The organism is Dyella sp. 05T440 (assembly GCF_056395965.1).
This window is the reverse complement of sequence record NZ_JBFTKN010000013.1, coordinates 50,072-61,705: the sequence shown is the minus strand read 5'-3', so window position 1 is coordinate 61,705 and position 11,634 is coordinate 50,072. Positions and strand designations below refer to the sequence as shown.

Annotated in this window: 9 protein-coding genes; 4 read left to right on the top strand and 5 right to left on the bottom strand. The window is 63.4% G+C overall.

Annotated elements, in window-relative coordinates:
- Nucleotides 1-96: 96 nt before the first annotated feature.
- Nucleotides 97-1,293, bottom strand: a complete 1,197-nt coding sequence (locus tag AC1DE1_RS16510; protein WP_441601764.1) for an efflux RND transporter periplasmic adaptor subunit — start codon at nucleotides 1,291-1,293, stop codon at nucleotides 97-99.
- 145 nt (nucleotides 1,294-1,438) lie between these two features.
- Between AC1DE1_RS16510 and AC1DE1_RS16505 the strand changes: the two genes are divergently transcribed.
- Nucleotides 1,439-2,389, top strand: a complete 951-nt coding sequence (locus AC1DE1_RS16505) for a LysR family transcriptional regulator (RefSeq protein ID WP_204634934.1) — start codon at nucleotides 1,439-1,441, stop codon at nucleotides 2,387-2,389.
- A 116-nt stretch (nucleotides 2,390-2,505) separates the two neighbouring features.
- The gene (locus tag AC1DE1_RS16500) at nucleotides 2,506-3,624 is read left to right on the top strand and encodes a serine hydrolase domain-containing protein (protein WP_441601763.1); all 1,119 of its coding nucleotides are present in this window, start codon (nucleotides 2,506-2,508) and stop codon (nucleotides 3,622-3,624) included.
- Here the strand turns inward: AC1DE1_RS16500 and AC1DE1_RS16495 are convergent.
- On the bottom strand, nucleotides 3,621-5,186 hold the full coding sequence (locus AC1DE1_RS16495; protein WP_477179151.1) for a winged helix-turn-helix domain-containing protein: 1,566 nt from the start codon (nucleotides 5,184-5,186) through the stop codon (nucleotides 3,621-3,623). The genes AC1DE1_RS16500 and AC1DE1_RS16495 overlap by 4 nt on opposite strands.
- Nucleotides 5,187-5,231: 45 nt before the next feature.
- A complete protein-coding gene (locus tag AC1DE1_RS16490) occupies nucleotides 5,232-6,029 on the bottom strand; it encodes an undecaprenyl-diphosphate phosphatase (protein ID WP_441601761.1) in 798 nt (265 codons plus the stop codon).
- A 323-nt stretch (nucleotides 6,030-6,352) separates the two neighbouring features.
- On the opposite strand from AC1DE1_RS16490, the gene glnA reads away from it, so the two are divergent.
- Entirely contained in the window at nucleotides 6,353-7,768 is a 1,416-nt protein-coding gene (gene glnA, locus AC1DE1_RS16485) for a type I glutamate--ammonia ligase (protein WP_441601760.1), read from the top strand.
- Nucleotides 7,769-7,865: 97 nt separating this feature from the next.
- Nucleotides 7,866-9,197, top strand: coding sequence for a hypothetical protein (locus AC1DE1_RS16480; RefSeq protein WP_441601759.1), 1,332 nt, complete (start codon nucleotides 7,866-7,868; stop codon nucleotides 9,195-9,197).
- A 42-nt stretch (nucleotides 9,198-9,239) separates the two neighbouring features.
- Here AC1DE1_RS16480 and AC1DE1_RS16475 read toward each other — a convergent pair whose 3' ends face one another.
- Nucleotides 9,240-10,115, bottom strand: coding sequence for a polysaccharide deacetylase family protein (locus AC1DE1_RS16475; protein ID WP_441601758.1), 876 nt, complete (start codon nucleotides 10,113-10,115; stop codon nucleotides 9,240-9,242).
- Between the two features lie 289 nt (nucleotides 10,116-10,404).
- Nucleotides 10,405-11,547, bottom strand: a complete 1,143-nt coding sequence (locus AC1DE1_RS16470) for a M23 family metallopeptidase (protein ID WP_441601757.1) — start codon at nucleotides 11,545-11,547, stop codon at nucleotides 10,405-10,407.
- Nucleotides 11,548-11,634: the final 87 nt, after the last annotated feature.

The window sequence follows — 11,634 nt, the reverse complement described above, 5'->3', positions numbered from 1 at the left end:
TCGTTTCTTGCTTACGGGTGTCCTGACCCGTCATCCCTGCTTGACCAGCCTTCGGCTGTTGAGAAGCGCCTCGCAGGAATGACGAGCTATAGAGCGTTACTTCTGTTGCGCCGCGTTCTTGCCAGAAGCGCTGCCGGCCATCGCAATCTGCTTGCTCGGATCCAGACTGCGCGTCTCCATGGCCACCTTGGTCGGGTTCACTTCCACGCCCGGACGCACATGCTGGATGCCCGAGACGATCACGGTGTCCTTGGCGTCCAGACCTTCGGTAACCACGCGCAGGCCGTCCAGTAGCGGGCCGGTGACGACGCGGCGGTATTCGACTTTGCGGTCCTTGTCGACCACGTACACGTACTTGTTGCCAAGGTCGGCGCCGACGGCGCGGTCATCGACCAGCGCACGCGGCTGGCGGCTGTCGCTGCGGAGCTGGATGCGGACGTAGAGGCCGGGCGTGTAGCCCGCGTCGGCATTGTCGAACACGGCGCGCAGGCGGATGGTGCCGCTGCCGGCGCGTAGCTGGTTGTCGACAAAGTCCACGCGGCCCGTGTGGGGAAACCCTTTTTCATCGGCGAGCGCCATCGAGATCTGCGGCGCGGCGCCATGTTCGCGACGCTGGCGATCGAATTTCAGATAGCTGTGCTCGTCGACGTCAAAGTACGCATAGATCGGATTGACGCTCACCACGCTGGTCAGCACGTCGTTGCTGGTCACCAGGTTGCCGGGCGTCACCAGGGCATTGCTGACGCGACCGTCGATCGGCGCGCGCACTTCGGTGAAGCTGAGGTTGAGCTTGGCGGCGTCCAGTGCAGCGGTGGTGGAGGCCACCTGGGCCTTGGCGCTCTGTGCCGTGGTCTGCTGGCGGTCGGCCTCTTCCTTGGAGATCGCATGCTGGTCGAGCAGGCGCTGGGCACGCTCGCCATTGGACTGGGCCAGCACCTGCTCAGCCTTGGCCTGGCCGAGGTTGGCGCTCAGGCGGTCCACTTCAGCCTGATAGGGACGCGGATCGATGCGGAAAAGAAGATCGCCTTTTCGCACGATCGCCCCTTCCCTGAAGTGCACCGAGTCCACATATCCGCTGACGCGGGGCCGCAGCTGGATGGTGTCGACCGCCTGCAGCCGGCCGGTGAATTCGTCGGCATCGTCCACCGGGCGGACCAGAACCTGGGACACGGTGACGGCGGGTGCGGGCGGCGGGCCGGCCTGGGCGTGGCTGTCGGCGCTATGGCCCAGCAGGGCCCAGCTGCCGCCCACCACGGCGAGGGCAAGAATGGCGAGGATCCATCGGTTTTTCATGTTGCGCTCCCGGAATGAACTCGTCGACGTGGGGGTACCCCGACGATCAGGAGCGGAAGATTAGGTGTACTATCTGGTTCAATAAATGGTTTTTGATGCAATGCAATAGTGACTCCCAGTCACGAATGGGGTGAAAATCCAGCCTATGGAAGACTTTGCCGCAATCTCTGCCTTTGTCCGCGTCGTCGAAGCCAAGAGCTTTGCCGCGGCCGCCGCCCAACTGGGCATGACCCCCTCCGGCGTCAGCCGTGCGGTGTCGCGACTGGAAGAACAGCTGGGTGCCCGGCTGTTGTTCCGGTCCACGCGTTCGCTGCGTTTGACCGACGATGGGGCCTCGTTCCATGCACGTTGCAAGGAGATCCTGGCCGATCTGACCGAGGCCACCGAGGCCCTGGGCTATGCCCAGCGCAAGCCGACCGGCAAGCTGCGCATCGGCGTGCCGGCCGCCGTGGGCCGCACCGTGATCATCCCCAGGCTGGCGGAATTCGAACAGCGCTATCCGGACATCCGTCTTGAGCTGTCGATGTGCGATTACCCCTACGACCTCAATGAGGAAGGCATCGATTGCGCTGTCCGGGTCGGGCCGCTGGAAGATTCCAGCCTGATCGCCCGCAAGATCGGCTATCTGCGCAATGTGATGATCGCCTCGCCGGACTACCTGGTGAAGCATGGCGCGCCGCAGAGCATCGAGGATCTGAAGGATCACCGCTGCATCAACTACATCCTGCCCAACGGCCGCCCGCGCCAGTGGCAGTTCGAGACGCCCAGCGGCCAGGTCGCCGTGGACATCGACGCGCACCTGCTGATCAACGATGCCGAGTCGGTGATCCAGGCGGTAGTCGCGGGGCTGGGCATCACCCAGGCGCCGCATGTCATCGCCGCCTGCATGCTCGACTTCGGCAAGCTCGAGCTGGTGATGACCGACACCACCTCCACCGGCAAACCCGTGTGGATCGTCTACCCGCAGAAGAAACACCTGTCCGCTCGCGTGCAGGCCTTTATCGAATGGGTGCGCGAGGTGTTCGAGCAGACCAGCGAGCCGGGCAAGCACAAGAAGCCGGTGATGGCGGCGGTGCCGGAGCGGCTCAGCGCCTGACCGCACAACGGCGGAAAAGCGCACGGCTGTGCGCTTTCAGAATTCTTCATACGCATTTCAGGCGCTTCATTCGGTGACCTGTTGGGCTGGGCTCTGTTTTCCCACGGAGCTCACCCATGTCCAATCGTTCTCACCGATGGCTGCTGGCGCTGATGCTGGCGGTGCCTTCTCTCGCCTGCGCCGACTATCAGCCGCCCGTCGCCCGCGGTGATGGCTGGGCAGTTGGCGATGCCCGCACTGCCCATTGGGACTTGGCGTCCCTGGCTGCGATGGAAGCGAAGCTCAACGACGGCAGCGTCAAGGGCATCACCAGCGTCGTCGTCGCCCAGCACGGCAAGCTGGTCTACGAGGGTTATTTCAACGGCAGCGATGCCGCGCGGCTCAACGACGTGCGTTCCGCCAGCAAGAGCGTGACGGCCCTGCTGGTTGGTGCAGCCATCGATCGCGGCCTGATCGCCAACGTGCAGGCGCGCGTGTACGACTTCTTCCCCGACAAGCAGCCGCTGCAGCATCCGGACACGCGCAAGTCGGCCATCACGCTCGAAGACCTGCTCACCATGAGTTCCTTGTGGGAGTGCAATGACGACAACGAGTTCTCAAGCGGCAACGAGGAGCGGATGTACGTCACCGAGGACTGGCTGCAGTTTGCGCTCGACCTGCCCATCAAGGGCTTTGCGCCGTGGATGCCGAAACCGAAGGACAGTCCGTACGGGCGCTCGTTCTCTTACTGCACGGCCGGCGCATTTACGGCCGGGGCGGTGGTGGAGCGCGCCGCGCATCGAGGCCTCGCCGCGTTCGCCGCGGACACGCTGGAAAAACCGCTGGGCATCACCGCGGTGCAGTGGAACCAGTCACCGCTAGGCATCGGCATGGGTGGCGGTGGCACGCGCTATCGCAGCCGCGACCTGGCCAAGCTCGGCGAACTGGCGCTCGACGGTGGACGCTGGGGCGGGCGCCAGGTGATCTCTGCAGCCTGGATCAAGCAGATGCTCACCCCCCATGCGCAGGCGCGCGAGGACGCCGACTACGGTTACCTGTGGTGGTGCTTCCGTTTCCCCGTGCACGGCACGGAGCAGGTGGCATGGGCCATGTCCGGCAACGGCGGCAACTATGTGTTGGTGATGCCGTCCCAGCAACTGGTCGCCGTGATCACCAGCACCGCTTATAACCAGCGCAACGCGCATCAGCAGTCGCAGCAGATCTTTCGCGACTATGTGTTGAAGGCGTTGCCCTAGCGCGACGCGCCTTTCAATTCGGGCGGACACCATGTCGCTGCCAGCACGCGCTGGCGCTGTTCGGCCACGCGGCGGTTGATCACGGCGATTGCCGCCGCGTAGCGCGGATCGGACGACAACGACTTGAGCAGCGGCGACAGCTGCAGATAAGCCGCATCGCTATAGCCCTGCCTCACGGCGGTCTGCACGGCATCGATGGCGGCATCGCGCTGGTCTTGCGCCTGCAGCAGCATCGCCAGTTCGAGCCATTCGCCGGGATACAGCGTATGGCGTGAAGCTTCGTCACGCACCGCATCGACGCGCGCGGCAAGCCAGCTGGCGCTGGGCGCGTCCTTGCCATAAAGCCCTTCAAGCGTACCCGGCAAACCCATTTGCGGGCGAAGTTGCCGGGCGTGCACGAAGGCGGCAAGCGCCGCATCGCGATCGTTGCGCAGCAGCGCGAGTTCACCCTGCAGCACGTACAGCTCCACATGCGGTGTGTTGCGCGTCAGCGCTTCGTCCAGTGCCTGCTGCGCCTCCACCAGGCGACCGTGCAGAAACAGGTGACGCGGCCAGGCGATGTTGGAAAACACATTGTCGGGATAAAGCTGGAAGCTGCGCGCGAGACGTGCTTCGGCAGCGTCGTCGAAACCAAGCAAGGCCATCTCACGGGCAATCTGCACTTCGCGGAAGCGCACGCGCGTAGCGTCGCCGCGCATGTCCAGGTTGGCATGGAGCGCCTCGTCGATGCGTCCGCGCTCCTGATAGAGGTAGGCGACGGAGGCGCGCGTGGCGTCATCACCCGCGTCCAGTGCCAGGGCCTTTTCGTAGGCCGCGATGGCGGCATCGATGTCGCCCAGGCAGTCGCGTGCATAGCCCAGTGCCGACCAGGCGGAAGCGCGGGAAGGTTCGCCAGCAACGGCGTCGTCGGCCAGCGTCTGCGCTTGCTGCGCCCACTGGTAGGGAAAATTGTAGAGGCAGACGCGCGCACTGTACGCGCGGCTCAGGCCGATCCGCGCATCGGCATTCTGGGGCGTCGAGGCGAGCGCTTGCTGATAGAGCGCGATGGCGCGTTCGTTGTTGTCGCGCTGGCCGATGCCGGCGTAATAGCTCGCGCGCTGCACCACCTCCTGCGTGGCGGAGGGTTTGTGGATGCGCTGGGGCATGAGCCACCAGGCGATGCCAGCCGCCGCGAGCAGGAGCACGCCAATGGCGAGCGCGATCCATCGCCGTGGCACGCGAGTCGCTGCCGGTGCATCTGTTTCCTCGACCACCGGCATATCGCACAACTGGTAGCCGCGCCCTCGCACGGAGCGGATGTAGCGCGGTGCGCGGCCGTCATCGCCCAGCGCCTGGCGCAGCAATTTCACGTGCTGCGTGACGGTTTCCTCGTTGACCACGGCGGGCGCCCAGACTTCGGCGATCAGCGTGTCGAAATCCACCACGTCCACGCCGTGCTGCAGCAGGCACGCGAGCAACTGAAACGAGAGTCCCTGGACATCGAGCGTCGCGCCATCGCGCGTCACGCGCTGGCGCATCGCGTCGATGGAAAGATCCAGCAGTCGGTAACGCGTGGCGCTCATGCGGTGAGGAGGTCAGTGTGCCGACATCATCCTCGCATGGTTTGCTCAGGCGCCTGCAGGGATCAACAACAGCAGGGCGATGCCCAGCACGATGCGATAGATCGCGAACGGCGTGAAACGATGGCTGCGGATATAGCCGAGCAGCCACTTCACTGCCACGAAGGCGACGATGGCCGAGACCACGAAACCAATGCCGAAGGCCGTCCAGTCTTCGTGGTGCGCCCCGCCATCCTTCAACACTTTCAACAGCTCGTAGCCGGTCGCGGCATACATGGTGGGAATGCCGACCAGGAAGGCGAACTCCGTCGCCGCCGCCCGATTGCTGGTACCAAACAGCATCGCCGTGAAGATCGTGGCCGCCGAGCGCGAAGTGCCCGGGAAGATGCCCGCGATCATCTGCGCGATGCCGACCAGGATGGCCACGCGCCACGTCACCTGCGTGCGATCGGGCTGGCGGGCAGCGAGACGTTCCGCTGCAATCATCCAGATGCCGCCAATCACCAGCGCCCACGCCACCGGCGTCACCGCTTCGGGCAGCTTGAAGCCGAGCTTCACCGCGATAAAGCCGAGCACCGCCGTGATCATGAAGGCCACGAACAGCTTGGCCAGGTAATCGCGGTTGGCCGGGTCACGCCACTGCGTGAACAACTGCCAGATGCGGCTCCAATAGATGAAGGTCACCGCCAGGATCGCACCCGCCTGAATGCCCACGTTGAACAAGTCCGAGCGCTGGCCCAGGCCGAATTTTTCGGCGATCAGCAGGTGACCCGTGCTGGAAATGGGCAGAAACTCGGTGATGCCTTCGATGATGCCAAGCAGGATGACGTTGATGATGTCGCTCACACAGACTCCGGCAGTGAGGTCAGCACCGGTTCCATACCGGCGCAAAGCGGCATAGCTTAAGGGACTGGCGTGGCGTTTTTGGGGCACGTTGCATCCGATGTGGCTGATTTCGCCGCACGGCAAATCCCACAAAAGCAGGAACGCCCGACCCGCCGTCATTGCACCAATATGGTGCTTTGTGATGTTTCATCATCGTGCAATCAAGCGGCGTCATCATCGATTTGCAGTAATTAAACCATTGATATAAAAAGATCATTCCCCTTGGCACGCGGCTTGCTCAGACGCCTGTCGATTACTCACCTTTTCGCCCGTCGAGGTTGTCCATGTCGTCCCCCGTCCAGAAAGTGCTCGATCTGATCCAGGAACACGAGGTCGAATTCGTCGACTTCCGCTTCGCCGACATGCTCGGCAAGCACCACCACGTGACGTTCCCGGCCCATGCCATCGACGAGGGCACGTTCGAAGACGGCAAGATGTTCGACGGTTCGTCGATCGCCGGTTGGAAGGGCATCAACGAATCGGACATGGTGCTGATGCCCGATCCGGACACCGCCTACCTCGACCCGTTCAGCGCCCACACGCAGATGGTTCTGCACTGCGACGTGCTCGAGCCGTCCACCATGCAGGCCTATGGCCGCGATCCGCGTTCCATCGCCAAGCGCGGCGAGGCGTTCCTCAAGTCGACCGGCATCGCCGACACGGCGTTCTTTGGTCCGGAGCCGGAATTCTTCATCTTTGATTCCGTGCGCTGGCAGAACGACATGGGCCGCGTGTTCTACGAAATCGGCTCCGAAGAAGCCGCGTGGAGCTCGCGCTACAAGTACGAAGACAACAACACCGGCCACCGTCCGGGCGTGAAGGGCGGCTACTTCCCGGTCAGCCCGGTCGACTCGCTGGGCGACCTGCGCGCCGACATGTGCAAGGTGCTCGAGTCGCTGGGCCAGGTGGTTGAAGTGCATCACCACGAAGTGGCCAATGCCGGCCAGTGCGAGATCGGCGTGAAGTTCAACACGCTGGTGAAGAAGGCCGACGAACTGATGACGATGAAGTACGTCATCAAGAACGTCGCCCACCAGAACGGCAAGACCGTCACCTTCATGCCCAAGCCGATCGTCGGCGACAACGGCAGCGGCATGCATGTGCACCAGTCGCTGGCGAAGGATGGCAACAACATGTTCGCGGGCGACCTGTACGGCGGCCTGTCGCAGACGGCGCTGTGGTACATCGGCGGCATCTTCAAGCACGCCAAGGCCATCAACGCGTTCGCCAACTCCACCACCAACAGCTACAAGCGCCTGGTGCCGGGCTTCGAAGCGCCGGTGATGCTGGCCTACTCGGCTCGCAATCGTTCGGCCAGCTGCCGCATTCCGTACGTGTCCAGCCCGAAGGGCCGCCGCATCGAAGTGCGCTTCCCCGATCCGATGAACTCCGGCTACCTGGTGTTCACCGCGCTGATGATGGCCGGCCTGGACGGCATCATCAACAAGATCGACCCGGGCGCACCGGCCGACAAGGATCTGTACGACCTGCCGCCGGAAGAAGAGAAGAACATCCCGCAGGTCTGCGCCAGCCTCGACGAAGCGCTCAACGCGCTCGACAAGGACCGCGACTTCCTCAAGGCCGGCGGCGTGTTCACCGACGACTTCATCGATGCGTACATCGCGCTGAAGATGCAGGAAGTGACCCGTTACCGCGCCAGCACGCATCCGCTGGAGTTCCAGATGTATTACGCGCTCTGATCGCAAGTTTCCGCGATCACTGAGAGACGAGGGGTGCTTAGGCGCCCCTCGTTTTTTCTGTGGCTAGAATGCGTGCAGGGACACAAGGGGAACACGCATGCATCGCGCGCTGAAGGGATTGCTGTGGGCGGTCGCTGGACTGGTCGTCGCCGTGGTGGCGGTGTTTGCATGGGGGCGGCTGCGTCCGCCGACGCCGGAGCAAAAAGAGGCGCTGGCCGCGCTGCAGGCGGATAGCAAGCCGACGCAGGGTCGCAATGCATATCCATGGCTTTGGTTCGTGGACTTCGATGTGCCGGCCGACCAGCTCGACGCGGCTTTCGCCAAGGATCGCCAGCGCGTGCTCGCGTGGGAGTCGCATTTCAAGCCTGGAACCGGCAGCACCGACCCCCTACCCGATCCCAAGTCCGATTTCCCCTCGATTCCCAGGATATCCAAAGCCGATCGCGACGTGCTGTGCAAATCGCGCGAAGCCGATTGCCTGGGCAAGGTGCGGGCGCATCGCGATGCCGTCAGCGAGGTGCTGGCCCGCCATCAGCAACGGCTTGTGCGTGACGAAGCGCTTAGCGGTTTTGACTACGTCTGGACGGACAAGCCCATCAGTCCTGTGACATCGACACCGTCCTTCGGCGCGTCCATGGGGCTATGGCAAACCGCGATCGCAGCAAGCTTCCTCGACGGACACCAGGCGCAAGCGATGGATGCGGCCTGCACGCAGGTGGCCACGATGCGTCGCCTGCATGCGCACAGCGATACCCTGATCAGCAGCATGATCTTCGCCGCTCGTTTGCGCGGCGCCATACAACTGTTTGCGCAATTGCTGGCGGCATCGCCGATCGATGAACCCATGCCTGAGTCGTGTGCCGCGGCATTCGCGCCAGTCACCGACGCGGATGTCGATCTGTGCCCCAGCATCCGGTCGGAATTTTCGCTGCTGGCGTCGCCGGACCTCTTTGGAAAACAGGAACACTGGTACGACAACCTCAGCTTGGACGTGAAAGGCACGCAGCGCCTGTTGGCGCCACGCTACAGCGCCGTATGCGATGCCACCCTGCCGCAAAAGCTGCTGGCAGACGAACACCTTGCCATGCCGGGCGCGAGCCCACGTTTCGACATCTTCGACCTGGTGGCCAATAGCGGAGGCACGATGCTGTCTCGCATGCCGGGCCCTGAGTTTGATCTTTACCTTGCACGCCAACAGGACGTGGCGGCCAGTCTTCGCATGGGCGCTCTGATGCTTTGGTTGCGAGAGACCCGGGATCGCCACGAAACCTTGCAGCAACGCATGGCCGCGCGTCCGGCGTGGATGCATTTTGCCGATGATCGCCACGTGGCCGTCACGGCCGACGGCAAAGCGCTCGCCATGGGGCTGCGGGACAACCGGGCGGACGACCCATGGCTTACAACGTGGCCGCTCGCGCCCGGACTTTGAGCGCGACAAGCTACGTCAAGGTGATCTGACTGCCGCTAAACCTCAAACACCGGTTGCGTTCTGATCATCCGGAAGTACAAAGGTGAACCCGCGGTGCTCCAGGTCGGTAAGGATCTTGTCGAGGGCTTCGGCGGTGCCGGCACGCTCGTGCATGAGAAAGATCGACATATCGCCGGGACTCTGCGTGCTCAATTCGTAGATCTTATTCGGGTCGTGGTACATGTAGTCCTTGGAATTGACGTTCCAGAACACCGACTTCATGCCGGCCGCCTGGACAGCCTGGTCAGCGTAGGCTGACGAATGACCAAAGGGCGGCCGAAAATATTTCGGCCGATGCCCGGTGATGTCGGCGATGCGCGAACTGCATGCATCGACCTGATGCCAGGCATCCGCGTAGGACAAGCTGGGGACGTGCAGATGGTCGAGGCTATGGTTGCCGATCACGTTCCCGCTGCGCTCCATCTCTCCCAGCACGGGCAGCGTGCGCTCGTTGATGTTTTTGCAGACCAGGAAAAATATCGCGTGCGCGTGGTGGCGGTTCAAGACTTCGAGAAACTTCTCGTCGAGTCCGCCACCGGCCGGGCCATCGTCGAACGTCAGCATGGCGTACGAGCGATGTTGAACGCGATCGGTGAATTTGTACCAGGGCGAGTAAGCCGACGGGGCGATGCCGTGCTGGCCTGGATCAATCCTGAAATGCTCGGGTCGGGGCGTGAGCCAAGCGGTCGTCAAAAGGATGATGTCCAGCGCCACCACCGTGATGGCGATGGGTTTGGCCAGGCGAAATACGGCATGGATGGCCCGCACCCAAGGCAGTGCTGCGCACTTGGAAGGTAGCGATTTGACACGGTCGGCGAGCCAGCGCACCACTTCGAGCGTGCGAAGATCAGTGTCCAGGAAAAGAACAAGCTTTTGCATTGTGCGATCTATCTGGCAGTTCGACTGAGAACTGCCAGAGCACAGAGCGTGCCAACCTGTTCGCACCAGGTCTGGACCAGTAAATGCAACGGCAGCAGTGACGATGTTTCGCCTGCAAAGCGCGGTGCTGGACGAAAGGCCAGGAAAGGGGGCGACGTAATGAGCGCATGCCAGCGAGAGAGCGGGTCACTTTTTGCCCTAAACGGTCTTCGGGCCTTGGCGCCGGCATTCGTCAGGTTCGCGTTTGGTCGCTCCTGCTGCGTTCCCCGCATGTCTGCATGGTGCAGCGTCAACGACCAACGTCGAAGTCGACTACGGAAAGCGGCGCAGGAAATCCGTTGCCGGCCGCGGGCGACGTGGCCGCCGTCCATGCTCGGCCTTGTGCGAACTCCTCGATGGAGGCATAGGCGCCAAGGACACGGAATGATGTCAGCACGTATGGCAAACCTTCGGCGGCAAGCGGCGCATTGGCATCGCTCACATGGAAATGCAGATGCGGACCGGTGGACTCGCCGGTGAAGCCCAGTTGCCCGATGACGTCCCCACGGCGCACGCGTTGCCCGGCTTTCACACGGATGCTGCCGGGCTTGAGATGTTCGTAGAACGCGTAGCGTCCATCACCCAGATCCAGCGCCACGTAGTTGCCGGCGGCATCCTCCAGCGACACCTTGTGCGCGGCGCCGTCGGCCAGCGTGGGTGGCTCGGACACGCCTTCACCGGTCGATGCCACGGTCGCATCGGTCACGGCGAGCACATCGGCGCCATAGCCAAACCACTGCTTGGGCGACTCACCCTTGCCCTGCGCATAACCGCCGTGCGGCCCGACGCGGATCCAGTCGATGGCGAAGCGGCCCGGCACTTTCACGCTGCCGTCGGTGGCGTAAAGCACACGGCGATGGCCTCGCTCCCAGCGCGCATCGTAGATCGCCACCCATGGGCCGCCACGCAATGGCGGACCCAGTTGCCGTGGTGCGTTACTGACTGACGCGACGTCGCCGCCTTCGGTGGTGAGGTTCTGATGGGCCTGATCGACGTAAACCACACGGTGTCGCAGATGCACGGCGGCGGTGTCGGCCAGCGGAACGGAAAGATATGCCACCGCCGACATGCCCGGCGCCACACGCAGGCGCTCGTCGCCTTTTGCCCGGTCGGCCCTGCCGATGGCTGCATGGAGTTCGCTGCCAGTCAGTTCGGCACGGAGGTGTTGCTGGTCGTCGAGGACGTCGATGCGCTGGATGGTCAACGTCTCCTGCGCCTCGTTGGTGAGATGCAGTTCGTATACCAGCGAGACCTTGCCGGCGACCGCCACCGGCTGCGGCATCCATGGCACGCGTAGGTCGAATGACTGATGCAGCGGTGCACGTTGCGCGATGACGGCGGGTGCCGCGAGCAACATGAGCATAGCGAGCAGGCACTCGCGCCAGAAACGCATAGCCGTCATCCGTGGTGGATAGCAGCGCGAGCTTTGATCCGTACAGAGTGGGGCGCCAATGCCAGAGGTCACTGCGCCCGCTGCAGC